Annotated in this window: 21 protein-coding genes; 16 read left to right on the forward strand and 5 right to left on the reverse strand. The window is 43.0% G+C overall.

The features are described 5' to 3' along the window. The first annotated feature begins 1,469 nt into the window (after nucleotides 1-1,469). Both SK39_RS23160 and SK39_RS23165 read left to right on the forward strand, forming a co-directional pair. Complete coding sequence (locus tag SK39_RS23160) at nucleotides 1,470-2,723, forward strand: ParA family protein (protein WP_015063110.1); 1,254 nt, start codon at nucleotides 1,470-1,472, stop codon at nucleotides 2,721-2,723. Continuing rightward, nucleotides 2,720-3,724, forward strand: coding sequence for a ParB family protein (locus SK39_RS23165; protein ID WP_022652164.1), 1,005 nt, complete (start codon nucleotides 2,720-2,722; stop codon nucleotides 3,722-3,724). Before SK39_RS23160 ends, SK39_RS23165 begins: the two co-directional genes overlap by 4 nt. Before the next feature lie 185 nt (nucleotides 3,725-3,909). Here SK39_RS23165 and SK39_RS23170 read toward each other — a convergent pair whose 3' ends face one another. From SK39_RS23170 to SK39_RS23185, 4 genes are read right to left on the reverse strand one after another with little or no spacing between them, the layout of a single operon-like run. Continuing rightward, nucleotides 3,910-4,302 (reverse strand): hypothetical protein, encoded by a 393-nt coding sequence (locus SK39_RS23170; protein ID WP_022652165.1) that lies wholly within the window; start codon nucleotides 4,300-4,302, stop codon nucleotides 3,910-3,912. Then, on the reverse strand, nucleotides 4,299-4,820 hold the full coding sequence (locus SK39_RS23175; protein WP_015063113.1) for a hypothetical protein: 522 nt from the start codon (nucleotides 4,818-4,820) through the stop codon (nucleotides 4,299-4,301). The genes SK39_RS23170 and SK39_RS23175 overlap by 4 nt, the downstream gene beginning before the upstream one ends. After that, a complete protein-coding gene (locus SK39_RS23180) occupies nucleotides 4,813-5,652 on the reverse strand; it encodes a hypothetical protein (protein WP_015063114.1) in 840 nt (279 codons plus the stop codon). Before SK39_RS23180 ends, SK39_RS23175 begins: the two co-directional genes overlap by 8 nt. Further along, complete coding sequence (locus SK39_RS23185; protein WP_015063115.1) at nucleotides 5,652-6,599, reverse strand: metallophosphoesterase; 948 nt, start codon at nucleotides 6,597-6,599, stop codon at nucleotides 5,652-5,654. The genes SK39_RS23180 and SK39_RS23185 overlap by 1 nt, the downstream gene beginning before the upstream one ends. A gap of 372 nt (nucleotides 6,600-6,971) precedes the next feature. Between SK39_RS23185 and parM the strand changes: the two genes are divergently transcribed. The 11 genes from parM to trhN all read left to right on the forward strand — a co-directional run bounded on the left by parM (nucleotide 6,972) and on the right by trhN (nucleotide 21,812). After that, nucleotides 6,972-8,006, forward strand: coding sequence for a plasmid segregation protein ParM domain-containing protein (gene parM / locus SK39_RS23190; RefSeq protein ID WP_015063116.1), 1,035 nt, complete (start codon nucleotides 6,972-6,974; stop codon nucleotides 8,004-8,006). Nucleotides 8,007-8,032: 26 nt separating this feature from the next. Continuing rightward, nucleotides 8,033-8,710: a hypothetical protein gene (locus tag SK39_RS23195; RefSeq protein WP_015063117.1), complete on the forward strand. Its 678-nt coding sequence runs from the start codon at nucleotides 8,033-8,035 to the stop codon at nucleotides 8,708-8,710. Between the two features lie 564 nt (nucleotides 8,711-9,274). Continuing rightward, nucleotides 9,275-9,727, forward strand: coding sequence for a hypothetical protein (locus SK39_RS23200; RefSeq protein ID WP_015063118.1), 453 nt, complete (start codon nucleotides 9,275-9,277; stop codon nucleotides 9,725-9,727). Further along, on the forward strand, nucleotides 9,717-10,151 hold the full coding sequence (locus tag SK39_RS23205; protein ID WP_022652166.1) for a hypothetical protein: 435 nt from the start codon (nucleotides 9,717-9,719) through the stop codon (nucleotides 10,149-10,151). Before SK39_RS23200 ends, SK39_RS23205 begins: the two co-directional genes overlap by 11 nt. A gap of 2 nt (nucleotides 10,152-10,153) precedes the next feature. Next, nucleotides 10,154-10,711 (forward strand): hypothetical protein, encoded by a 558-nt coding sequence (locus tag SK39_RS23210; protein WP_022652167.1) that lies wholly within the window; start codon nucleotides 10,154-10,156, stop codon nucleotides 10,709-10,711. Between the two features lie 121 nt (nucleotides 10,712-10,832). Further along, the gene (gene rsp / locus SK39_RS23215; RefSeq protein WP_040113304.1) at nucleotides 10,833-15,131 is read left to right on the forward strand and encodes an IncHI-type conjugal transfer protein RSP; all 4,299 of its coding nucleotides are present in this window, start codon (nucleotides 10,833-10,835) and stop codon (nucleotides 15,129-15,131) included. A gap of 278 nt (nucleotides 15,132-15,409) precedes the next feature. Next, nucleotides 15,410-15,922, forward strand: coding sequence for an IncHI-type conjugal transfer protein TrhF (trhF, locus tag SK39_RS23220; RefSeq protein WP_015063122.1), 513 nt, complete (start codon nucleotides 15,410-15,412; stop codon nucleotides 15,920-15,922). Continuing rightward, nucleotides 15,909-17,417 carry an IncHI-type conjugal transfer protein TrhW gene (trhW, locus tag SK39_RS23225; RefSeq protein WP_015063123.1) on the forward strand — a complete coding sequence of 503 codons (1,509 nt, stop codon included), beginning with the start codon at nucleotides 15,909-15,911 and terminating at the stop codon, nucleotides 17,415-17,417. Before trhF ends, trhW begins: the two co-directional genes overlap by 14 nt. Before the next feature lies 1 nt (nucleotide 17,418). Next, nucleotides 17,419-17,550, forward strand: coding sequence for a hypothetical protein (locus SK39_RS27925; protein WP_022652169.1), 132 nt, complete (start codon nucleotides 17,419-17,421; stop codon nucleotides 17,548-17,550). Nucleotides 17,551-17,561: 11 nt separating this feature from the next. After that, complete coding sequence (trhU, locus tag SK39_RS23230; RefSeq protein WP_197090009.1) at nucleotides 17,562-18,617, forward strand: IncHI-type conjugal transfer protein TrhU; 1,056 nt, start codon at nucleotides 17,562-17,564, stop codon at nucleotides 18,615-18,617. An 18-nt stretch (nucleotides 18,618-18,635) separates the two neighbouring features. Continuing rightward, on the forward strand, nucleotides 18,636-21,812 hold the full coding sequence (gene trhN / locus SK39_RS23235; protein WP_015063125.1) for an IncHI-type conjugal transfer protein TrhN: 3,177 nt from the start codon (nucleotides 18,636-18,638) through the stop codon (nucleotides 21,810-21,812). A 28-nt stretch (nucleotides 21,813-21,840) separates the two neighbouring features. Here the strand turns inward: trhN and SK39_RS23240 are convergent, their stop codons facing one another. Then, entirely contained in the window at nucleotides 21,841-22,713 is an 873-nt protein-coding gene (locus tag SK39_RS23240; RefSeq protein ID WP_015063126.1) for a hypothetical protein, read from the reverse strand. A 182-nt stretch (nucleotides 22,714-22,895) separates the two neighbouring features. Between SK39_RS23240 and trhI the strand changes: the two genes are divergently transcribed. The 3 genes from trhI (at nucleotide 22,896) to SK39_RS23255 (ending at nucleotide 26,389) form a co-directional block, all read left to right on the forward strand. Then, nucleotides 22,896-24,704, forward strand: coding sequence for an IncHI-type conjugal transfer helicase TrhI (trhI, locus tag SK39_RS23245; RefSeq protein WP_015063127.1), 1,809 nt, complete (start codon nucleotides 22,896-22,898; stop codon nucleotides 24,702-24,704). 373 nt (nucleotides 24,705-25,077) lie between these two features. Beyond that, nucleotides 25,078-25,953 carry a hypothetical protein gene (locus tag SK39_RS23250; protein WP_015063128.1) on the forward strand — a complete coding sequence of 292 codons (876 nt, stop codon included), beginning with the start codon at nucleotides 25,078-25,080 and terminating at the stop codon, nucleotides 25,951-25,953. 58 nt (nucleotides 25,954-26,011) lie between these two features. After that, nucleotides 26,012-26,389, forward strand: coding sequence for a hypothetical protein (locus SK39_RS23255; protein WP_022652171.1), 378 nt, complete (start codon nucleotides 26,012-26,014; stop codon nucleotides 26,387-26,389). Nucleotides 26,390-26,421: the final 32 nt, after the last annotated feature.

The following is a 26,421-nucleotide window of genomic DNA, read 5'->3' on the forward strand; positions in this document are numbered from 1 at the left end:
AGTTTATCCCGGGTGTTGAGTAACATTGCTTTGCATAATTTAGCCAAAGGGTTATAGGCTCAGATTCGGCGTGCTTTCTTAGTATTCTGAATGCCATCTTTTGGATCACGAGGTAAGCAGGAAGGATTTAGTTCATTCCTGAATGGCGCCTTAGCCGTCGAAAATTTTGCGGGGGCCTGGCATATTCTACTCTTTTGCCCGGTATTAGAGTCCAGGCTTTAAATTCCAACAAAGTTCTAGCACACCGAAACCTTATTTCGAAAACACTAGAAAAGGTAAAGGAAATTAAATGTTAGTAACATAGAGATAATTAGAACGGCCTACGAGATTTCAGAAGAAGTAATCTGCACAAGTCTCCACAACTTTTGTGAGAACGCCCTCTTATTTTGCTGCGAAGAATTAACATTATTGTCTGGGTTCACGCCGAACCACACGGTACTCTTTCAGTCTGTGCGCTTCAGACCGGACGTCGTCTAACCAGCTTCCCATAAATATGTAGATTTATGTTTGCACCATAAGTCATTACCACTAACGTTAGAGAGGTCCAACCCGCGTTTCATATTTCAACTTTGTACTTTTCAGTTCTTACAACCAAACTTTAATGTTGTTTTGCTTTTATCGTAGGTCATGTATAGATCCCTCCCGGGAACTGATTCATATAACCCCTTAATCGCCAGCTCTAGGCGGGATACTGTCCGGGTGCCGGAACACATTTAACCCCCTTAATCGCCAGCCCAGGGCGGGATGCTGTTCGGGTGCCTGTATATTTAACCCCCTTAATCGCCAGCTCAGGGCGGGATACTGTTCGGGTGCCTGAATATTTAACCCCCTTAATCGCCAGCTCAAGGCGGATACTGTCCAGGTGCCGGAACATTTAACCCCTTTAATCGCCAGCCCAGCGCGGGATACTGTCGGAGCGGCGGTACATTGAACCCTCTTAATCGCCAGCTCAAGGCCGAATTCTGTCCGGGTGCCGGAGCATTCAACCTCCTTAATCGCCAGCCCAGGGCGGGATGCTGTTTGGGTGCGGGAACATTTAACCCCCTTAATCGCCAGCCAAGGGAGGGACGCTGTCCGGGTGTCGGAACATTTAACCCCCTTAATCGCCAGCCCAGGGCGGGATGCTGTTTGAGTGCCGGAACATTTAACCCCGTTAATCGCCAGCCCAAAAAGAGATGCTTTTGAATACAGGGGAATTGACGTTAGTTGCCACATAGCTGACTCTTGTTAAGTCGGTAGTTTGCTATCGCCAATGTTGAAAGTCATTCCTTATAACTCTCTTTTTACACATAACAAAGTAAACCGATGAGGCTGATATCCCATAATCGACGAAAAAGAAACAGAACGTTAGCGTATAGTTAGAATTACGGTTACAATTAAACGCATAAGGCACGAATGTACGCATTATGCGTAAAGTGTACATATATGCGTTTAATTTCATTATTTAGGTTAAAAGGGATCGGAAGAGAATGAATCTAATTGATAAGATCGCCCTTGTCGGTCAACGAATGAAGAGCGAGCAGATTTCCCTGAAGGAGTCATTATTGGTCTCTTCAAGGGTTTCGGTCTCGGATGATAGTGTTGAAGGTGTAGATCGCCTCATCTATAACCATTGTTTGAATAAAAAAAATCTGTCAGATTTTTTTGGCAAGTCACGCGTCACCTTTAATAAAATCCTTGCCGATCTTGAAGATAGAGGTCTGGTTGGTGCTCCTATCTTTCAGAACAAAAACCATCTCTATACCAGGTGGGACGTCCAAAAAATCATGGATGCTCTGGGCTGTCCTCGGTACAGCGACTATTACCATAGCCGTGCAATCGTAACGCAGAACCATAAGGGCGGCACGGGTAAGAGTACAACTTCAGGGGCTCTTGCTGTAGCCGCAGCGCTTGATATGCATCTAAACGCAAGGACACTTTTGATCGAATGGGACCCACAAGGCTCAATTGGTAGCGGGATGATACAAAGTGTAGCGGAAGATGATGTTTTCCTCACTGCTATTGACGCCATCTTAGGGGTTTATGAAGAGGACTCAGATTACAAAAAATACCTTGATTTAGGGTATTCGGAAGAAGAAATCATTGAGAGTATGCCTTTTTCGACACACCTACCGAATCTTGATGTTATTACAGCATTTCCTACAGATGCGCGATTTAAAGATAAATACTGGCAGTGTTCCAGAGAAGAACGAACAGAGCTATTACTTCGATTCAAAGAAGTTATTCTGCCTGTTTTGAAGAAAAAATACGGCCTGATTATCATCGATACTCCACCAGAGGATTCGCCAATCACTTGGGCAGCTGATGAAGCCGCTGATGGCATTCTTGTTGCCGTATCACCTCGTGAATACGATTATGCTTCCACAACTGATTTCATGTTGACCATCAGCGAGCGTTTCAAACAATCGCCGAGCAAGGGCGAAAATCTGAGGTGGTTCAAAGTGCTGGCTGTTAACGTAGACGATAAGAGTCCATATGAAAAAATTGTTCTTGATAAACTGGTAAGAACAGTGCAGGAACTCTTTATGTCTGCAAATATTAAAAATTCCGAAGCGTTTAAAGCCGCAGCATCAAGGGGCAGAACCGTATTGGATATTAAAAAGTCTGAAGAGCTTTGCTCACCTAAGCAGCTTGATGTGGCTGAAGAATCTGTAATGGCGGTCTACCAGCAATTTATAAATGAGATTAAGAGTTTTTCTGTGAAAGAAAGGAGTAACGCATGAGTGATGAGCAGCATATCGGGAATGACAAATCCCGTTATATTAATGCACCTAAGCGTACTGAAGTCAGCCATCGCTCCGGGCTTCCAGGCCTGAAATCACAGCCTCGACTGAGGAAGCTGTTTGCTTTACATAATGGACGTAAGCTGGAAGCTGAACACATCATTGTACCGGCTGAGAAGGTGGAACTGGAAACCGCAGTACACCCTATGAACCCACGAAACCAGGAAGCTCTCACTGTAAATGCAGTTCGAGATATCCTGGAACAAATTAAGGTACGTGGTGTTGATACAGAAGGCGTTGCTGTCAAACGAAATGGGGTGTATCTGCTTATAGAGGGCAGTCGTAGGCGTTTCTGTTGTATTCAATCTGCGAAGGATTTGCCACTATGGGTGTTGCCGGATGAATTATCCCCGGAAGATATTAATTCCATCATTACAGCAGCACAGACATCACGGAGATTTTCTTACCGTGAAGTTGGATTCCAGTATTTACAGAAAATGAAAGACCTTGGATTTGCAACTAATGAAGAGCTTGCTAATTATCTCGGAATCAGCCATGTATCTGTTTCTAAGCGTATCCAGGCGGCGAAGATAGATAATTCTCTTATTGCTCTCTTTCCTGACTATGAAGGTATTCCTAACTCGTATTACAATCGCTTATCCCGACTACAGAAGTACGTCGAAAAGAATTTATTCTCTCTTGAGGAAGTTGTAGATAATGTTCGGGAGGAAATAAGGAGCTTGGATGTAACCGATATTTCCGAAGCACAGAAGACAGTAATAGATAAAATTACTACAGTAGTTGAACAGCTTGACATAAAACCTCCTAGCAAGGGGTGGGAAACTCGTGAATTAGCCGTGTTTGATAATAAAGATAAATATGCAAGGATTAGCAAAAATGCGTCTGGAAGAAAAATTAGGTTTGAATTTAATAGAATTAATAGCGAATTGATCGCAGAAATTGAGGAGTTTATAAAATCGAAGTTGAAAGAAAAAGAATAATTAAATTTTGCATTAATCCGCATCGCAAGGATGCGGATTTATTACTATGTTGACCTTAATTTCATTCCCTCCATTATCAATACTGTAAAGCCTTAATCATTCTAGATGCGTGTAACTGCATGATCTTTAGAACAAATATCCTTATAAATGAGATTGCAGGTCCCCATGACAGGGACCTAAATTAACTATTGAATGGGTTGATGTACAGGTTCAGAAAGAAAAGGCCTGAGATCTATGTGAACTGCTGCTGCATTACTGTCATTAATTACGTTTAAAGGGGCTTTACCTGGTAAAGACATTGTTGCAACGTCGGGACCTGAAACAGTAAAGTTATTTTCCGCGCTTGGCATTACTGTGAATATTTTTATTGCAACATTCTCATGCCGATACATAGATATCCCGAACGTGGAGCCTGCTTCAGTATTACTGACATCAACTTCAACCGGTGTCCTACCGATCACTTCATTGGTCAGTATATTTTTCACAATGGCACCATCAGGTGCTGTGTAGATGCGATAAGGATAAGCAAAAGCCACCTCGCAGCAGCAAATACAGATGACGGCCAATATAGATTTCATGATTGCTCCTGTTCCAAAAATGCAAGACTTAATGATTGCGTAACTAGCGTTGTGTTTGTTTCACCCGAGCCGGGAAATTCATATCTAATACTGAACAACAATGGCAATGTGGGTCCATCACTCGACTTTTGTGAAATTTTGGTAAATGCGTTATTAATAAACGTTAATTGGTCAGTGTTGTCGTAGCAAAGGCCGAGTAAACCAACAGTCGGAACAGTAAACAATGAAACTGAACCAGGTGTTAATAACAGTTTCCCACGCGATGAATAGGTGCAACGGCTTCCGGCTAGATTTAGATCCGATAACTCAATAAATTCCTTGGTACCATTCTTGGCGAGCAGCCAGACATCAGTGCCTGAACTCTCAATCAGAAAAGTAACTTTTCCGTCGGTATAGGATTCACTTTTGTTGCTCATCACAGGGTCGAAACCTACTGAGGGGAGGTCTGCAATTTTGCTTCCAACCGACTGACAGCCAGTCAAAAGACAGATAAAAATCACTCCGGCTGCTTTAATCATTACTAGCCCTCATAATCGTTTTCTGTATGGTGCTGATATCGAATTCTTCACCTGGGTAAACCGTCAAATTTTTGGAGAAATAATTAGAACCAACGAGGAAGCTGTTACGTTTACCAACCCAAACAAACTCTGAAAACATAAAAGACCTGAGTTTATCAGTCGCTATAATCTCGTAGGTATGTGAGGACGGTAATGATGCAGTCGCGACATCTGGGATTGTGACGGAAGAGTGAATTTTTTTGGGCACATTGAGACGTAGTGCGACTTCTGGTGAAGGGTCATACTCCTTTGAAAAATCCTGTGATTTTGAAGTTTGGGGGAGGGTGAATTTTTTACCCTGGTCTGGTCCAAAAATCGCAATAACGCTTTTATTCAATTTACTTACGGACACTATCGCCTGTAATGGGGTACTGGATAGGTCATTGACGAAAGAGATTGTCAGGCTGGAACCCGGCTCTAACCATAGAATTTTTTTACCGGCTGCATCTTCATCCAGGGATACAATATTTGATAACAAAACGCCATTTTTGGCTATAACGTCAAATGCAATTTTGGGTATCACAAGGTTCAAAGGCGTAAGTGTTGACTGATTTGCGATCTGGAGATAGTTACGCTTAGTCATGCTTGTTTTAATTACAGGTCTTTGTTGACCATTAACAAGCCACATACCGTCGACATATTTTGCAGAAATAGAAATAAATTCATAGTTAGCCTCAGATTTAGCAACTGACTGCTGAGAAGTAGGCATTGGTGTTTTAGTCGATGCGGTTGCATTGATTGATGGCCACACAAATGCCAGCACCGGTAAAATTATCAGTTTTAATTTCTGCATTATAAAGCAGCCTCTATGTTGTTATCTTTTAAATCCAGGTCAAGTGGTGTTGTGTTTTGTGTGTAAATGCCGTTCTTATTAAGGATCATTTGGTGGCAAATTAGGGTTGGTGTTGAGGCCAGTATCAACTCGACCAGCGTTATTGCCGGAACTGTAGTACGAGGTATACCTGGGGCTAGTAGTGCTGGATCGCTAATTGCTGACATGAACAGCGAGCCAGTATTGATATGGAGACAGTTGCCGACGAGTACAGGTAAGTTAGTCAAAGGTAACCCATGAGCCTTTCTGATGCTATTGACCGGATTCCGACCCAGTACAACGAGGTTGACATCGCTAATATTCATTGGGCTGACTGCGTGATCCATACCAAAAAGAAACTGACTCTGAAAGATATTCACGTTTGCCTGATTAAACGCGAGGAGAGCGTTATAGGTATTGTCGAAACCCTGTCGTATGTCCGTGTAGTCGGATGGACAAACACCGATAGTAATATTTCCTTTAAAAAGCACCTTCATCACCGTGGCCAGCTGGGTGGAGAGCAGTTTGCTGATCTCCTCTTCAAGATAACTGCGGTTAATTTGTTTATGCCAACGTCCGCCTCTTGCACACCACCGTTCGTTAAGAAATGTGCTTGGGTAATAAGTCCTACGATCATTATTTGTGGGTAAGAGCTTCTTCATCATCTCTTCACCAGCCCCGGCTGCTGAGAACACTCGCACAGAACGTCCATCAAAAATACCAGTGTTTATCGCTGTCATTAACTCCATGGGCTCAGGACCATAATCAAAGAGATTCCCGGTAGGGAAAATGATTAGTTCCTCATCTGGGCTCGATATCGAATGGATAAGATTACAAAGCGTCGAATAATGTCCATGGGGGTCTGCCAGAAAGAAAACCCTTCCGGAATAATTAGTCAGGTCAATTGTCTGGACGTGCTCAGATGCCATAAATGCCTCTTCTAGAAAGTACAGTAATAATACCGGATGAGTGTCGGCAATATTTTCGTTAAGAGGGCTAATTTCTGCGCTTAGGCAAAATAGAAGTTGAATTCATCTGTAGTATCCGCACAGAGAGACTTTTAAGTGCCGTCTTTGGATAGGATTTTTTAGTGTCGTAAAGCTGAAGAAAACGTCATTTATGTGTGTTTTTATCAAGTGTACATAAAGTAGAGCAAGACAATTTTTAAAAACGAAGGATTCTTTTTTAACAATAACTTACGTGTGTTTCTTGCCTCGTTTTTGTTGACCTAAAGCAACCATTAGTGTATAAATCCCATATCAAAAGTGGTGGGTTAATTAAACCAATTCGAGGGGTTCTGCATGACTGAATTAGTAAAAACAAAACTGGCTGTAGCTGAATCAAACTCTACTGAATTAGAGACACTTAAAGTTGTTATTGATGATGGTAGTAAAGCGGCAAAACTGGTTTGTGTTAACAATCAAGGTGACCTTGTTCCCTTATTGACTCAAAATAGTTTCGTTGCAGATTTCCGGGTAAGCCATGACGGGCTTATTCCGTTTAATTACCTTATTGATGGCCTTCAACGATTCTCTCATCACAGTGAATCTAGTAATGCCCTTGAAACTACCGACGTTGCGCATCAGTACGATGAGATCAGTCGTCTGAATGTTCACCATGCTCTTCATTCCTCTGGTTTAGAGCCGCAGGATGTTCATCTCTATGTAACATTGCCACTTAGTCAGTTTTATACCGCTTTGGGTGAAACCAATGACGAAAACATCCAACGGAAAAAAGACAACCTGATGAAGCCGGTTGAACGTTATATTGATGGTAAGCGTGTTTCATTTAATGTTGTTTCAGTTACCGTGTTTCCTGAGTCACTTCCGGCGGTAACTCGTGCAGATGAAATTGAGTTAATTGAATCTTTTGAATCAAGCCTGGTTATCGATTTAGGTGGGACAACACTTGATGTAGCAAGCATTACTGGTCAGCTGGAACAGATCTCCCGAGTCAAGGGTTTTGACCGTATTGGTTGTTCTATCGTATATGATGAAGTCCGTCGTTATCTGGATTCTTCAAAGCTGAACGCAAGCTACGCGTATATTCAACACTTGGTCGACAATCGTGATAACAAAGCCTCACTAAAGGTTTCTTCCGATGATCTTGATGGTGTCTTCCAAGCCGTAAATAGTGCCGTAGCGCAACTTCAAGAAAAAGTGATCAAAGCAGTCACTCAGGTGGAAGAACGTCCGCACAATGTATTCCTAGTCGGTGGGGGTTCTTACCTGATTGAACCGGCAGTGCGTGAACATTTTGATAAATCGAAAATCATCATGGTAGATAATCCGCAATTCGCTCTCTCACTGGCTATTGCAGATACTGTTTTTGCGTGATGATGGTTTTGTAAAGGGGGGGGGGTATGACAAAAAAAACTGAGAAGGAAAACGATCGCATCCAGATTAGCGCGTTTTGGTTATCGGAAAGGCAATCTCCGTATGCCTATAATTTTCTAAAAAAAAGTGACTTAACACATCGTGGCGAACAGCTTTCCATAATAAGGTCTGCAATCACTACGGGGTTAGTGCTAAATAACCTCTTCCCCGAGCTATCAAGTTTTATTAATGGACTGAATGAGAGATTAACGGCTGCTGATCTAAATCGGTTTTTTAATGATGAATTTAAAAAGAGTGATTTAAGTAATGAACAGTTGAAAGAACAAATAAGTCTTATGCTTGATTCGAAATTCAACGATTTAATTTTAAAGATTAATAATTGCAAGAATCCTGCTGCTGTATTTTCAACTAATTGTCAAACTGATGTCAGTGATGCAGTAAAGCCTGAGACAGCAAAGGAACAGCGGTTGGAATTAATGTCTACAGAACTGGCCAAAAACTCCATGCCTGTGACTGTAGAGACCTTGCCGCCTGTTGCGATCGCAAATCAGAATGATTCAGTTCTAAAAACTAATCATGGTTCTCCGGACGTTAACTTAGCTCAAACCGAAACCATGGCGCTCAGTGAACAAGCGCAAGTGCAGGGTGTGACAACAAAGCAGAAGAAAAGGGCAAATGCAAACCTCGCAAATCTTGCAAAGTAAATATAGAAGTATCAATTGATTAAAATTTGTAATCTCTCAAAAAAGTCAGCTTACCAGCTGGCTTTTTTGTTGGTATATTATTAGTAGATGAGGTTGGATGGTGAACCGGTTACATGTAGTTAATGGAACACTCAATGCTGCATAGCAAGTTAAATAATTTCGTAGAATTATAGATCCAACTCAAAAACTCATTATGAACCTCTTTGGTTGTTTCAGGTCTAACCAGTTTGTTTTATGAAACCTAATTTTAGTTATGTATACTACTAAAAAAAAGGTGGTTTAGCTCCTGTTTATGGTTGTTCGTTTGCACGATTTAAGAACAGGTGTTAAAACGGGTACAGATTTGTCCTAAAGTATTGGTTGAAGTAAGAAATATCTTACTAAAATTGGTACTTATTTATTATTTTATGTAAAAAATCTCTATGCTTTACTGGTCAAGTTAGGTTTTTTTGTTACCCTAGCACCCTATGATCCTAAGAGTTTCTGCCGTGCAATCTGGATGAGCGTAAAGAAACTAACGGCATCATGTGTAACTGTTTGATTATTATAATGAAGGCTGACTGAATGTTATCACGCAACTCACTAATACATGGTTTACGTCGAGATCAGTTAATCGAAGTTCTGTCTATTTCTGAATTCCCAGTTGTCCTGGTCGAGAATCCCTTCATTCAGCCTGAATCAACGGGCAAAAAACCTGTAATTTTTAATATTGATGAATTTCATGTTTCTATCGCTCCAATTTCCTCCCTTAAGTACGACTGGGAATGGGCTCCAATTGATACAATACTCATCGAAGTGGTCATTCCACCTGCGGAAGCAGACCTCGTAAGCGCCGAGAATGATTTTCTTCGCGATGCGGGTATTGGCCATATTCAATGCGAGCCTGGTGGTGTATCGATACGCCGTACAGTGACATTTGTTGGTGGTATCACCGCCGACAATTTGCTGTATCAGCTTAGGCTTATGTGCGTGAGTGCTTTACACCTGATTGGAGAGGAACTGGAGGATGAAAGTTAATTACAAGAAACTATTACCTCTTGTAGTGCTCGGTTTAACAATTGCGGGGGCTTACTCGCTTTTCAACGCAAGACCGGCGGAGCCCGACTTGTACGATTTTACTGGCAAAGTTCTTAAAGCCACGTCTGTTTTCCAACCCTGTGATAAAGAATCCACACCTTCGTTAAACGTTAAAATTGCAGATAACGGAAACATACATATCAATGGTGTTGCATCAAAAGTTACTTTTGTTGAAAAAGTTTCGCCTGATGAAATTTCTGTTAAGTGTGCTGGGTTACCAATCAAAAATGCTCGGCTTGTGCATACGAGCTCTTACACCATGATAATTTCGGAAGGAAAAGGTGGTTTTGTTATTTCGGATTTGATACGCATCCAGGATAATGAAGTCATCTCCGGTATATGGTTCTTTAAGAAGAGAGCATAGCAATGAAAGAACTGGAAGCTATTGGAACGAAGGCTCTACGGGCTAGGGTCTTCAGCCAGTCAGTGGCGATGGCATTTGAAGTGAACGTCGACATAAGTCGGTCTGCTGATAATTCAGCCTTCATAAGCGAGGCTGAAAAATATTACCTTACTCTCCAATTCGCCCCTCCGGCTGACAATAGAGAATATGGGTGGAATTCAGAGGGAAGTATTCTCATGAAACTATCCCAAAACGAAGCCATGGCGCTGGCTTCTGTCTTCCTGAGAATTAAACCTACACTTAAAATTGAAAAGAGAAAAACCACGCATCGCACACACCAGGCTTACAAAAATATCACTATCGGCCCAAATGACCGTGGGGGCTTGTTAGTCACGTCAGGCATTGTTCCGGTCGAAAGGGGTTCATTTAAACCCATAAATTATAATCTTCCCGTAACGCAAATGGATTGTGTTTCAACAGGACTTTTTTTGCTTGGATTCTTGACGCTTAAGATGCCATGGGTATCCTCAGAATCGATAATAACTGCTCTGCGCCTTTCGGAGTCGAAAAGCTGTCAGTGAGTTAAAAATCTTCAATTTTTAGCAAAAAATTAATATTTTTTTTTCCTCTTAACGAACAAGATTTCAGATTTTTTTATCGTAGAGTAATTTTAATTCTGCGTAAAAAAAACAGGTGTTCGTCATGAGAAAATCAGGTTTATGTTTAACCCTGTTGTTTTCTTTAATTGCCTCGATTAAGTCGGTACATGCCGAGGCAATTATGATTTCCGGAAAACTCCAGGCTGATATGCCTGCCGTCACGTTTAATCCCGGCCCGGGCGATTTTGTTGCATTCGTAAACAATAATATAATTACTGCCTCAGGCTCTGGAACCGCATGTAATGTGACGGTTGATGATCGTGCGACATCAACGGTGGATAATCTTGTCTGCTTCTTTGAGTGGCTTCCAAATAGCTCTGGATTTACTGCTAACGGGTTCACGTTAACCGGGATTCCAAACAGCTCAGGAGACCTAAAACTCCCTTACAAAATTTCCTATTTTTCCGGTACAGAAAGGCAAAAAGTAGAAGTAGTGAAAGGGGAGTATACAGTTAATGCTCTCGTACCGGTTAAACCGACGATCACCGGCCTAAAGTCGTCTATGAATGGGCTGGTTCAAGAGGGTTACACACTTAAATCTTATATTAAGGATGAAGTGATCAGGAGTTTTGCCGTCTCAGTAGAACCCCGCAATTTTGTGCAATATATTTCTATCGGATCGGGTTCTGCCTGTGAAGTCCCTATTGGTGGGACCAGTTGCACGATCGATGTAGGAAGTATTAAAGTAAGTGATTCGGATTTATTGATAGGTTCACGGGAAATAACTGTCACCGCTAATTCGAAAAATAATTACTTTGCCCCTCCTGAAGCGCAAAAGCTTACGCTGACCTGGGACTACCGTCCTCCTGTTGTTGACCATACTCTCTGGAATTTCACTGATGAAGCTAAAACTATCAGTATTGGCGGTCAGCAAATCTATACCGGCGCTAAAACGGTAGCTGTAGCCGTCAAAGTGCCCCAGGAAGAGACTGAAGGCGAGTGGTGGCTACCAACAGCTATGACGCTGACGATGGTGCCGGACGGGGTTTTCAAGCCGACAACAAAAGTAACTTTGGATGACGGTACGGTTATCGACTTTAAGCAATCCTGGGTAACACCGATACGGCGTACCCTCCAGCCCGTGAGCGGACCCCAGAAGGTCGGCGATGAGTATCTGTATATCTTTGACTTAACAGACCTGACGAATGGCTCTTATGCCGCCACGTTCACTATAGAGAATACTAGCAAGAATACGTCTACGTACAATGAGCCCGAAAGCAAACTGATGCTTTCTGATAACCCCACACTCATGGTACTTAAGGATGGGGCAGCGCTGGCAAAACGAGCACCTGTTTATTTCTTAAATGAAATTATTGTTGCCGCATTCCAGGGGCAGGCCGGGGTTGCGGATATTAAAGCCGTTACTATCGATAACAAAGTTGTTGAACTCACCCCAACGAACTACAAAGGCATTTATTATCTGCCGGTGGGGGATGATCTAGATGTGAATGCTGACCACGAAATCACAGTCGTGGCGGAAAACCTGTATGGCAAGATTGTGACATTCAATACCACTTTCACGTATCAACCGACAGGGTTTGCGCTTAAAAACTTAGAAAAAGACGTCACCTTGTATTCTCGCGTTCGGCAATATACCGATCTGATGAGTCAGACAGCCGGTGATAAATGCACTCTCTTTACTACGGAAGAGAACGCGCAGGCTTATCTTGAGTGGTATGGCGGCAAATCTGATATCACTGCCTGTTACCCTCAGTGGAACAATGTACCGGACGGGCTTGAATTTTACTTTAAAGGCAGGACGCCAGGACTTACGGGGTTCTTCAATAAAACTGGCGAAAACCTGCTCGATTACCAAGTCTATATGATAAACGGTAGAGGCTCTAAAGCTGTGTCGGCCAAATACCGCCGCGTATTGACAACTCAACTGCCATATAACCCAATCCTTACTTACAAGAAAAATAAGTTGGTAACTGGGATCAACCCTAACACTGCACTAGCGTACACGACAGGTGGGGAAGCTGCTCGCCTCTTGGCAAAAGTGGTACCTGCTGATGTGACAGTCTATGTTTCGCAAAACGGGGGTGAGAACACAAAAACGACGTTTAAAAACCGTTCATCAAACAACGATGCAACTACATTCGTTCAGCGTCTGAAAGTAGCCGCAGCCCCACTGTGGACGAAAAATGTATTCGACATTGCTGTAGAGTACTCGAAGGACCCGACAATGCGGACCGCCGATACACTTAACGTGTATACGGTCCCCGACTTCAGCATTCGGGCTACGATGGAAGTCGAAGACAAAAAGACGGCTACTACAATGGAATTACCGTTGAAGGTGTCAGTTGGGCGCTATAACAATTCAACTCGCAAAAGCTCATTTAGCCGGACGACAATGGGTGACTGGGATGTAACCATTTACGCTCAGAAAAGTATCTATGGTAAAGATCCAGAAACAGGCCGTTTTAAAACGACGTATGAACGTACCCCATTAACCGAGGCATTGCCGGTGAATGATGCCGGGGTAGTCGAAACAAAAATCAAAATCGAGAATATGGACCTTGGGAACATGCGTCTTGTCGGGATAGCTAAAGTCCGTTCGCCTTTCGCTGATTTTGAATTGACCCGGGAAACAAGTGCGGTCGGCATACGTGTGTATAAGGGTGAAGAGCTGGAGGGTAATCTCTCAAAGAGCCTGATTATCGGCCGTATCCCGCTCAGTACGCTTGTGAACTTCAAATCGGCCAGCACAGCTAACTCTGATGCGCTTGCTCCTACCGAGTGGCAGGAGTCGTCAGACAATGGGCAGACATGGACGATGCTTTCGGACATGACTGGGAAGAGAAGTATTTCAATCAGAAAAACTGACGTCGGTAAGTGGCTCTACAGGGCCAAGATGACCAACAAGTTTACGTCAAAAGTGTCTTATAGCGACGTGCTGACAGTTGTAACGTACAAACAGCCTAAGCTAAGTATTGATGTTGCGGAAATTCTTGAAGGCGATGATTTACCAGTCTCGTTGCTGGATAATGATGAGCCGATTCCGCAGGGTACGGCTGAAGTAATGTGGTCGGAAGATAAAATTAATTGGGTCGCGGGTGACACTACCTATACCGTGACTGCCGCTGAGAAGCTTCCGCCAACTATCTACGCCCGGATGCGCTATCTGGATTCAGACGACCTGGCTGAAGAGTCCTCCTGGAAAGAGACGTCTGCGCGGTTAACGGTCGCTAAACCCAAGCGCCTTTCCGTTTCAGTGAGCAGCATTTCAAAGGTAGAGGTGGGAAGTAAAGTTACTTTAGATGGTAAATACTCCAACCCGAACAGTCGGTACCAGAACGGAAATGACGTCATTGAAGAATGGACTGCCCCTGACGGACAGAAAATCAGAGGGCCTAAGTTGTCGATGACGCTGACAGAGGAGATGCTGGATAAGCAAGGCTATGCGGCATTTACATACAGTGCATGGCTCGCTGACAGCAAGGAAAGTACCATTTCCACGCGGAAAGTATCGATTAAGTCCTGGGTGTATAAGTTCCCTGAAATGAAAGTCAGTACGAAGCTAAAATACACTATGGCCCCGTCGACCTTACACGTCGCCCTGACCGGAATAAAAGACGGTGACTATCCGGGAGTAACTTATTCACGGGAGTGGATCTACGATAAGGAAAATATCTCCATTTCAAAAGATGAAGGAGATACGAAAGAGTTTGCAATTGCGAAGCCGGGTAAATATACGTTGATGATCGTTTTCCGCGATAACCGTAATAACGAACAGCGTATTGAAAATACCTTCGTCGTCGATGAGCAAACTCCGATGACTGTTGAAATGACCCCAAAATTCTCTAATAAGTTCATGAGGGCTCCTCTTGATGTCACACTAAGATCTAATATTAAACTGGCGCACTCTGCTGACAGTATTGATACGGTGACGTATAAAGTAAATGGAGAGGTTGTCCAGGGTAGTAAAAACTATTGGGCTCAGGGAATTCCCGGTCTTACTGAGAAAAAATATGAAATCACGCTGGATGTTGTCAGTAAAATGGGACAGCGTGGTACAGCATCAGTAGATTTTGATGTTGTAAAAAACGCCGCTCCGCAATGTGTGCTAAGCCATACAGAATCCAATATGAGCTGGAGTTTCACAAATAAATGTGTCGATACTGATGGCAAACTGGTTCGTTATGAATGGTATATCAATGATGAACTAAGGAATGTTTTTGGCAGCACTGCGACACTATCGAAAAATCTTAATCGTGGGAAGCAAGATATCCGTGTAGTCGCATATGATGATAGTGGAGATTCAGCAACACAGCGCACGGTCGTATATGGCCCAGATGAGGAAAAATCAAAGGCTGTAGAAACAACTGGTACATCGCAGTAAGACAAATTTATGTACTGAAATAGAAGCCGGGACAGTAATGTCCCGGCTTTTTGTCTTTGGTCTTTTGAATTGATTTCGTCGGAAAAGTTACTTTGCATGAACGGTGATACAAGTCTCATGAATCACCAATCAATGGCAATAATGAAAGAAAAAGAGGGGCGTAAATTATCAGAAATAACTGGCTTTGTAGAAATAATGACGGTCCAAAACATGGATAATAGGTATTAAGGTAATGTAAAAATTAGTCCTTTGGTTCCGGTATCTGAGAGAAGCAGGTTATGAGCGAATACATACCTAAGAAGCGTGGGTTACTGAGTTTTGATTGGTACGTGCCGATCAATTTGGCAATTCTGATACTGGTACTGGCCATCTTCTTTACTCGATTTACATTTGGACATGGGCTATTAAATGGTTGTTTACCTGCTGATTTTTACATGATTGACTTGAAGGATAAATCTGTCAAGGCAGGAAACATCATTGCATTTCATATGCCAAAATCAGTCCGATTTATACGTGAAAATGAGAAGGTTATTAAAATTGTGGCGGGGGTAGGCGGAGATCGCCTAAGAGTCACAATGGATGGCGTTTATAACGGGAGCAAGTTTTATAAAGCTAATGCCAGACGTATTTCAATGAAATACAACATACCTGCTGAGTCTATTGAAAGAGAATTAACTATTCCGAAAGGAGAAGTTTTTTTAATTGGCCAAACGGATCACTCATGGGACTCACGATTTTGGGGGCCGGTTAAGTTGACTTCAGTTATTGGGAAAACATATGCGATCTATTGAATTAAAAACAACGATTAAGCCTCTGGCCACCTGCCTGGCGTTTTACGCCTTGATGTCCACCGCTACGGCTAGCCCCCAGTATCAACAGGTTGCTGACGACATTGCTAGGCAAGCTCAAGTATTGGGCGCTCAGTCAACGCCGCCGGAAACAGCAGAAGGCCCGCTCTCGTCAGGCTCTCTGGATTCTCCGGATGTCCAGAAGTACGTCCGCCAGGCTGAAGCTTTGAAGCAAAACAGGGACATCAGTCAGCCAACGAATCGGGGCTATGTACCGGGTATGAATGCTGACAGTGTGCAGGCGGTTATCGATCATACTCAGGCTATACGCGCTCAGAATAATAATTCTGAAGCAGTTAATGACATTATTCGCAGACGTGATGAAATTCAGGGAAATATTCAGCTGAACGACTCAGCACTGAAGTCTGTCGAAAATAAACCAGAAGTAATGCGCAGCCAGTCGACGAATATCGAAAAAATGTTTGGTACCTCAGGGATCACCGCCGCTGACTTCGAACGAAAAATAGATAGCAGACGGGAAGAGGTGCTTTCGACAGAAAACGGTATCACTATCTTTGCGTCATTTAGCCTGCCTGATTACGTCCTAGAAGATCTACTCCGTACCGCGTCACAAAATAAGGCGAGAGTGGTTTTTAATGGTCTGAAGAAAGGCACGACGCGTCTTCCGGAGACTCAGGCTGCAATCAATCAGTTGGTGGTGAAGGGGAAGTTTGACTCTCCACTGATTACGATTGACCCTGATGCGTTTGACCAGTACCAGGTCACGCAGGTCCCGACAATTATCTCCCGTGAGGAATCCCGATTCGCTAAAATGGTCGGTTCGTTTAACGTTGATTTCTTCCAGCGAGAACTGGCCAGAAATCCCGATCAGGATATTTTACCTAATGCTGGTACGACCTATCCGGTCGAAGAGAAAAGCATTATTAAAGAGCTCGAAGAGCGAGCACAAAAGTATGACTGGGAGGGCGCCAAGAAGCGAGCTGTTGCAGACACATGGAAGAACCAATTCATGGTTAATCTGCCTCCGGCTCAGGAGCACAAGGAATGGTTAATTGACCCGACTATCAGGGTCACTCAGGACGTGAAAGATAAGCAGGGCCGCGTCATTGCTTCTGCGGGCGAGCTGATTAACCCGCTGAGCAGGTTCCCGCAGAACCTCACCATGATAATTTTTGACCCATTGAATCCGGGGCAGCTTGATTGGGCTGAGAAGCAATATCGCCAACTTCTTGGCAGCGGACAGGTTATGCCGATGTTTACGCGAATTAAACAGGAAAATGGTTGGGACCATCTGAATGATCTGCGCGAGAAATTTAACGGGAAAGTATTCAAAGTCAATGAGCAAATTATTTCCCGCTTCCAGATTAAAAACACTCCAGTGTTGATTTCAACTGAAAAAGATAAATTCCGGATAACGCAATTCAGTGAAGCTGAAATACGTGGTGTTGGAGAAAAAATCTCGGCAGAGGAGAACTGATATGAAGATCGGATTTATTTTAGGGGCGCTGCTGGCCACATGGCTGACTCTGAATTACCCGGACCTGATGAGAGAGTATTTCAACAAAGTGGTTACGTATATGGAAAGCGTGACAACATTCATTACTAAATAGTGAGCGTGCCGGTGAAGAAGCTAAAAAAGTTACTTTTGGAAATTTTGGTTGCTGTCATGCTGTCATTTTCCCTGCCTGCAATGACCATGGCCGCAGATACCGGCGTCCCGGGAGCAATGTGCCAGTCAGCTGGTGTGTGGCAGGGACTAATCAAAAATATCTGCTGGAGTTGCATCTTCCCGATGCGGATCATGGGAATTGGTGCGGCACCTGAAGGTGCCGCACCCTCACGCCCCGGCTGCTATTGCACAGACCAAAATGGGATACCAGAAATCGGATGGCAGTTAAGTTTTTTCCAGCCAGTTAAAATCGTAGAAGTAGTGAAAAGCCCATGGTGCAGCCCATTTTTGGAGGGAACCATGTTGCAAAAATCACAGTTCGATATTGGCAAGAGCAATACTAACCAGCCTATGACTGCTACAGAAGCCGGATTCTACGACGTACATCTCTGGGAATTCCCGATCATGACAATGTTGAAATTGCTGATAATCGGTGAATGTACAGCAGAACCTTATATTGATGCCAGTCTGACGTATATCAGCGAAGTTGATCCAATGTGGGAAAGTGATCTGTTGACGCTCGTGCTGAACCCCGAAGCTGTGGTATTTGCAAACCCTATTGCCTCAATGGTATGTGCTGCTGACTGCGTGGCAGTGACTGCCGGAAAGGATAATTTGGCTGCCTATTTTTGTGCCGGTTGTGATGGTAACTTGTACCCGCTTACAGGGCACGTCTATGCGAATGATGATGCCGTCAGAACCAGTTCCCTTATTACACAACGACTACTAACTAAGTTACATCGGCAAGGAATGCTAATGAGAACAATGGGAGCAGATGCAATATGTGAGAAAACATGGGAATACTTCACTCCTCGTTCACAATATAGACTTTCAATGCTTTACCCAACGCCAGAAGCTAAAGGGCCTGATTGCTGCCATAGGCTTGGTGACTCCGTACATGATTGGTCAACGCTGAAAGGTGGACGAAAGAAAATAGGCATAGATAATTATGTCTATATGCTATGGAGATATAATGACTGTTGCGTGCGTTTTAATCCCGGCGCTTAATTGCAGGAGGCTTTTAATATGAAAACTAGGAAATTAATTGCTTCAACAATTATTGCGTCTATGCTCGCAAATACTATGAGTTGGGCATTTTACGTTTCGCTCATTAACATGGTTATGACACCAAAAATATACGCAGCTGATGCGATATTTGATCAGTTGGAAAACAATTTTGACCTTGCGAACCCCAACGCAAATCGAAATGCAACAACAAGTGCTCAGGATATTGTAGAGAAGTACAAGAATGCTGATTCCGGGGAAAACCTGAGCGGAAAAATATCAGATAAATATGTAGGTAAAGCAGATTCAATAAACTTAGACGTTGGGAAGTACGGGGCGCTGAACTCAAACGAAAGTGTTATGAGTAATGCTGCATCTGACGGCAAGTCGATCGGTAAGACCGTACAGTTACCGAGCATGACGGGCGGTACGATCAACTCTAATTATACGAAAGAGGGGGCAAAGTTACTTTCCAGAGACAGTAGCGGTAACATTGGTATAAGTAACAACACGAATACAACGGCAGGAACCAAAACCAGTACAGGAGAGCTATTCAGCTCAGAGCAGAAGCACAGTGATATTCAGTTTAATTCCGGTGGCCGGTATGGAGATGAGGATGGATTCATCAATGACATCAAAAATCGAAAAAGTCAGCTGTTTGAAGCGCAGAGTTACGATGGGGTTGCCTACCGTACACTGGTGAATGCAAATAAAGACAACCCAGCATCTAATATTAAACCTAACGACCCTATGTTCAATGCTGGCCGAAATGAAATTGGTAATGCTGTAGCCGGTACAGGCAACTGGCTACAGAGTTGCAATACGGAAACAAAAAAACAAACTATTACTACACACTATCCAGATTATAAAGAGTTTTACTGCAACTCACCCAAGAAAGATAACTTTAATAGTTGCACAATAACTCGTGATTTTTCCGTACCTGTTTATATCTCAGGTGGTAATGGTGATATGTCTATGTGCGGGGATAATTGTGTGAGGGTCTGGTTCGGCAGAAGAGACGACAACTATTGGAACGATGGAGTATATGACAACTCATTAACCTTAAAATTTCATCCTGATGCAAAGCTTGCAACTGCGAAAATAATTAATGCAGAGTGGGATGATCATATGAGGGTCACGCTTGATGGAACGCAGATTTTTGCTCACATAGATGGAGAATATAGAAGTAGCAATTATCCATCACCACAAGGGCCATGGGAGCTGAAAAAATCATGGAAGCTTGACAAAGTCTACGATATTACCGACCAGGTAAGAAACTCTGTATATCAGGAGGTGGACCGTGAAGTGACAATGGCGTCACGCGTTTGGGTAGGTGGCGGTGGGGAAGGCTATTTTGAAGTTGAGCTGACTTTTGAAAATATGAAGCTGGAGGATAAACATATACAGGAACCCGCAGGTTGTTTTGATGCAGTACAAACGCCGAATTCATTCTGTCGGTTTGACCGGTTTGTGAACATGGATGTCGGTACAAAGCGGCTCCCGGAAACTGTGCTTAAAATGGCCACACCGCTTTATAAAGGCGATACCGGGTTCTTAACCTGGAAAACAAACCTTGAAGGTTACTTCTGTGATCCCCTGGCGAAGGAAAAGCTGTGCTCATATGATGCGAAGGGAAACATCATGAAAGACGCCGCAGGAAAAGACCTCTGCTACAACTACGACGACATTAAAAATATGCCTGACGCTTGCGGCACATATAAAAATGATGCTGCGTGTGTGCTCGATACACAGACTTGTGCAGAAGGTTGGTTCGATGAAGGCACAAATACATGCTACATGTATGAGCAGAAATATACGTGTGACAGAGGTAAGGACGTCGTCAGAGAGGTAGAGTCACAGACTAACGCCTGTGTAGGTATGATCCCATGTTCTGGTGGAACATGCGAAACCGGCCCAAAAGAGGAAAACAATGATTTTGGGAAAGTGGCCGCGTACTCAAACATGGTTCAGTACATGCAGGGTGAGGCAAAATGCGAAGATCCCAACGACCCTAATTCCTGCTCCGTCTTTGAGGGGAAAGCAGAATGGTGCGGCAGGTCCGTTGGTTTTGTGAACGGGCTGGCCAAAACAGATTGCTGCGAACAGCCACAGGGTACCGCTGGCTCACTAGAGGCGATTATGCTGGCTGGGTCGATGATCCGAAACACGAACTGGACACGAGTGAATGCTCAGCTGGTAAGCTGGACCGGTGGGGAGAGTGGAACCTGGGCTTCAATGGCTAACTCGGTTGGTGAATGGACAGCATCGGCAGGTAAAACTGTTGGTCAGATGTGGAACAATGTCACCAGTTCGCTAACCAGCGTCTACGAAAATGTGGCCGGTAACCTTGGGCGAACAGTAGGTTCATCCACTGCTGGTGGAAGTGGTCAACTTGCTAAGGAGACAATGAGCTCTTTCGGGCTTGGTACCCTTAAGAAGATGGCCATGGAAAAAGCATATGACTTGCTTCCCGATACAGTAAGGGACTTCGTTTTTAAAAATGTAGCGACAACGGGTGGCGAAGTAGTCTTTTCAGCAGCAATTCAAAACTTTATGCTTGCATTAAATGTCATTGGCTGGATTTATACCGCATATCAAATAACAAAAATGTTGCTTGAAATGCTTGTGGCCTGTGATCAAAAAGAAATGGAAGCGTCTATTCATAAAAATCAGAAATCCTGTTTCACACTGGATACTGAACGCTGTGTTAAATATCTCAATATGGGATTTACAAAGAAGTGTGTTAAAAAAGCAACAGACATGTGCTGCTACAATTCAATGTTATCTCGCGTGATTATGCAGCAGGCGTATCCTCAACTTGGAATAGATCCGGTTGCTTCGAGTTGCGTTGGATTATCAATTAGTCAAATACAGAGATTAGATTTTGATAAGATCGATTTAACTGAATGGATTAACGATGCCGTCCAGGTCGGAGAAGTTCCTGATCAGTACGCTACATTCTCCGAGTCATCGATAACAGAAAATTTGCCATTTAAAAATGAAAATTACCAACTTCCATCCCAAAGAACGAAAGAATCAATGGGTGGTGAGGATAATATGATAAAAGCTAGACAGGAAAATAATCAGGCAATTAAAGAGGAGAATGTGGACTGTAGCTATCTACCACGGCCCGCGATTTGTGAAGTTGGGTCAACTTATGTAGACCCAATTACTGGGAAGGAATTACCAAAATACTAAATGTAGGGGCTGTAAAGCCCCTTTATTTTTATTTTGCTTTAAGAGTTTTTTCAGGGAAACCCTTCTGACCATATTCTCCTGCGAAAAGATAATAATCTTTACCGTTAATAGATGCAGCAACGCCACCTGGGGTAGTGAATTTTGGACTGTCAGAACGGAAAATAATACCTGAGAAGTTAGTACTAGATTCATTGCCTTTAAATGGAATGAATACGTAACGAACTACTGAATAATCACCGGCAGGTAGATTAAGTTGAGGGATTTCAGATCCAGACGCTGGGCGAATAACCTGGAAGCTGTACATGGACTTAGTCGGCATTACGTCGGCAGCTGGCTTTGAAGGGAGGTCGCAGGTACTCCATTTATTCATCACTGCCATATCAATCTTGCATGAAGCCAGAGCCGCACTTTGCTTCGAAGGATTGAACCCGAGTGCCACCTGTGACTCTTTGGTGTGATTATAAACATATGCAGCACCGGCACGTACTAAGCTTTCATCGTTATAAGGAAGTTTTTTAGGGTTCGGGACAAAGACGACGTATTGGTTAACCTGGATATATTCAGCGTCAGAGGAGCTGTACATTGATCCCAAACTCATAATACTTAATCCACTGAGCCCTCCTGTAACATAGCCCATAGAGCCACTAATTAGCAGTTTGGAAAGCAAGTTATCTGCATCGCCACCCGGCTGGACTGTTTCTTCATTAAAAGTAACGTCAAAACCGGCCAAAGAGTAAGCATTTTTGGCTACCGAGTCTTTAGAATTAGCATGCCAGTAGAGCCCATGAGTGTCGCTGTGCTGTGCAGAATTCGGGGTTTTACCAGCATCCCGGGCACAACCAACCAGCGATGCACTGGCAACAAAAGCAGAAACCAGAGATACAAAACGTTTAGTTTTCATTTGAGACCCTTCTTTGAATGATTTTTTTGTCTAGAAGCATTATTTCATACTCGTCAGTTTCTCAAACAACCAAAATGCAGAAAAAATGAAAAAATGTGAAGCGAACAAAAACCAGCCTTGTAAAGAAAAATCCCTCTAAATTAAATCGTATAATCAGTGGGACTAAATATTCAGAGGCTTTTATGGGTAAACCAACAGATGAGCAAAGGGTCATCATTGAAAATGCAAACGCAAATAATATGGTTATTGCAGCACCAGGGTCTGGGAAGTCATTTACGATGATCGAGGCTGTGATCTCAATCCTCAGGCAGTTCCCATATGCCAAGGTTGGAATGGTCACATTTACTCGCGCTGCAACAAATTCATTGGCTGAAAAGCTGAAAAGTCGGTTAAGTAAAAAAGACCAGGATAGGGTGCTGGTAAATACTTTCCACGGCTTTATCCGGATGCAACTGGACATGGTCAACTGGAAGGGCAAGATGCTGATTAGCTCGGCACAGCGTTCTGTAATTCATCGTGCGTTAAAGGAGTCAGGCGCGCCTTTCCGTTACCCGGAAGCTGAATTTGCTATTGATGCGATTGGAAGGGAAATGGATACAGACATCATTTCAGTTCGCCATACGCGTCAACAAATCCACTTGTTCAACACATACCAGGCAATATGTCAGAAAGACCACGTAGCTGACTTAAATGCACTCTCACGTTTTGTCGTGGGCCAGATGCACTCAGGAAAAATGCAGCCACTAAATTTGACGCATTTAGTTGTAGATGAGGTGCAAGACACCGACTCGATTCAGTATGCCTGGATCGCACTACATACAAGGGGTGGTGTTAACACGAGCATCGTAGGGGATGATGATCAGGCAATCTATTCTTTCAGGGCCTCCGGCGGGGTAAAAATATTCCAGCAATTTGAAAAACAATTCAGGCCAAACATATTTTATCTAAATACCTGTTTCAGGTGTGAACCAGAAATTCTTAAGGTTGCAGGGGCATTGATTGAAAAAAATGTTTACAGATACGTTAAGGATCTGCGTTCAGCTAAAAGTGGTGGTGGAAAAGTTAATTTCCGCTCATATGTTGATATGGATGAACAGATTCAAGGCATCCTCAATCTAATTAACCAAGACCCAAATGGCTGGGCAATCCTTAGCAGAGGTAATGCACATCTTGATCAGCTTGAAAGCCTCATAGAGCAGCCGGTTCTTCGTTATGGAGGCAAGTCCTTTTGGGATGAGAAAGAGACGAGCGACGTACTGCATCTGATGGCTTTCTTTCGGCAGTCCAACGATGTTCGATTAATGAAGAGGGTGCTGGCGCTTTTCGGTGAAAATGAAGAAGTTTTGGATCAAACAGCATTTAGCATGAAAGGGAGAAAAGTAACTTTTGGTGAACTGAGCATCCCAGATGCAAGTTCCCTGGAAACAAGAACACTTCACTCAAACTTCACCCGGTTTACACAGGAGACTCGGGATAAAGTTGAAATCGAAAAGCGCTTCGCAAATCTGATTAAATGGATGGAATTGTCATCAATAAAAATGAGGACTCAGAAAGGTTCACCTTCACTGACACGAATTGCGTTAGATACCTGTAAGCAATGGGCTGAGAAAAATGGCTGGCAAAACATGATAAATCGAGCTGCGGCGATGTGTTTGGGGCCTAAAAAGAAGGATGAGGAATATACGCCGGATAAAGTAGTTTTATCGACATTGCATGGTTCGAAGGGGCTAGAATGGAAAAAAGTCATTATTATGAGTTGCAATGCTGACCAGATCCCAAGCAAGAGATCAGTGGGGCAGGAAGCGATTGAAGAAGAGAGAAGACTTCTATTTGTAGGATTTACACGAGCAGAACAACAGCTGCATGTAATGTGGTACGGTGATCCGTCCTTCTTTTTAAGCGAATGCGCCGAAGAAAAATTGAAAGAGGCAGCGAATATGAGAATAGAATCAAATTTAACAGAAGAATTTTCCAATCAGTATTTACAATAATGACTCTATGTTGTATAAGAATATTGAGCTTTGTATTATCGCTCCCACATTTCAAGTAACTGACAAAAGTTACTTTGCGCATTAAGCGCGGATTCAGCCGTGAAAAGCGGCCAGCTTACTTAAGCTGCAAGGCACCACCGGCAAAATGTCACCTTTGTCGCTGGTGCCTTTCCTATGCCCGTAAAAAGGCAAACCGAATTTACCAAATCGTAACTAATTTAGCTCTTGATTGAGCTATTTTCGTTGCGTACTTCTAATGCCAGAAAGTATAAATCAGGCGGTTCATAGCTTACGGGAGATGAATGACAGGCTTTGCCTTTGTGTTGGAATATTCCATTATTCCTTCCTTCTTACTATATATAGGTGACCCCAAATGTCTAAAAGCAAAGCACGCAGTAAAGCCCTTCTTCTGGCCTTCGCCGATCTGATTCCGGATATGGACAAGGCAGTTAACAAGAAGTTATTGGAATCTCTGATTATTTACTCAGGGCATGATAATGACCTTATTGTTATTTTGAATGAAGACGGACCAACTATAATTGAACTGAACTCTTTAAAATCGGTTTCTATGCTGGCCCAAAAGCTTTCAGCTTTTTCAACTTATTATCATGTAGAAATGCAGCAAATTCATGTCAATCCAATTGACTTTGAGAAGGCTTATAAGCTACTCAAAGAAGCACCTGCAATTCCCATGTTTAAAACTTTAGCTGAACTGGATAAGTTTTTAAATGAAGAGTTTGAAAAGTATGGGTTGAACACATTCCTTGATGTGGATGACCTAGATTATTCACTCGATAAATCCAGAGAGTTAAAAAATGATCAGTTGATTGCCTGGGTTTCTGAAATTATTGTGAAGCGCGATAAATTAGCATTGCGTAATCGCTTTAATGAAGTGACAAAGGCACATTATGAAACTGTAGATGCATTGTATGCAGCCGTCCGTCCCTTAATGAAAGAATTAGGTTTTCCTGATGAACTCATGCTACATACCTTTAGTGAATTGAGCGTTTTCGATTCCAAAGGCTGGGACCATGCTATCAAATCTAAAATTGAATTTCTCACAAAACGAGAAGCGCAATATTTAGATGACAAAATGAAGGCAGAAAAACGGCAGTTAACAATTGATGAACTTTTGACTCAAGTCAATAGCGCTAAAACAGCTAAAGAACCAAGACCTTTTGGTCAGACGTTTTGTTTTGCTGTTCTTGGCATGATGTCATTGATGTTCATTGTAAATAAATTTATTTAATCCTGTTAAGGGGGAACCCTGACAGGGCTTCTCTTTGATTAAAATGAGGAGAGAAGAAATGTCACATCTTGAATATGTTAATGAAGTTAAAGTGTCCGGGATAGTTATCAGTGCAATGGAGAAAGAAATGACTGACGGTAACGTTGGGTTATTAATAAAGCTCAAAAACAGAATGAAGACTGAAATTAATGGTGAAATCGCTGAGAGAGAATTTTCTATTCAAATCAAAGTGTCACCAGAAATGTATTCAGGCTGTTTCACTGGTATAAATCAAGGTGATGAGTTAATGGTCTCCGGTTATCTTGTTGTGGATATTGTCACGTTGGAAGGGAGAGAGCACCCTCTTGACTACATGAGAGTCGTTGCAACAAGTAAGTTAGCTCACATACCTAAACCCCCCAAGGGTTTTGGGCAAAGTAGCTTTAGACAGATCTGACATTTAAACCACCCTAAAGGGGAGAAATCCCT

Source organism: Citrobacter sp. BIDMC107 (genome assembly GCF_001037575.1).
GTDB lineage: Bacteria > Pseudomonadota > Gammaproteobacteria > Enterobacterales > Enterobacteriaceae > Citrobacter > Citrobacter freundii.